This window comes from Trabulsiella guamensis ATCC 49490 (assembly GCF_000734965.1).
GTDB lineage: Bacteria > Pseudomonadota > Gammaproteobacteria > Enterobacterales > Enterobacteriaceae > Trabulsiella > Trabulsiella guamensis.
On the sequence record NZ_JMTB01000254.1, the window covers coordinates 1 to 273 of the forward strand.

The 273-nt window shown below is 58.6% G+C and carries 1 tRNA gene; it reads left to right on the forward strand.

Annotated features, from left to right (window positions below):
• The first annotated feature begins 10 nt into the window (after positions 1-10).
• A tRNA-Ser gene (locus GTGU_RS23815) sits at positions 11-98 on the forward strand.
• The last annotated feature ends 175 nt before the right edge of the window (positions 99-273 follow it).

Here is a 273-nt window from a genome sequence, read left to right on the forward strand (position 1 = left end):
AAGACAATATGGTGAGGTGTCCGAGTGGCTGAAGGAGCACGCCTGGAAAGTGTGTATACGGCAACGTATCGGGGGTTCGAATCCCCCCCTCACCGCCATATTTAAAGAAGAGCTCGCATGCAAATGCGGGCTTTTTTTTCGCATGTAGCGCCGCACCAGGGGGGATGAGAATCCCCGACCGGGGTTCGACAACGTGCTGTAGCACGTTGGACAGACCGTGAACGCAGTGAGCGGGCTGCCCGCAGGGCGAGCGAAGCGAGTCAATCCCCCCCT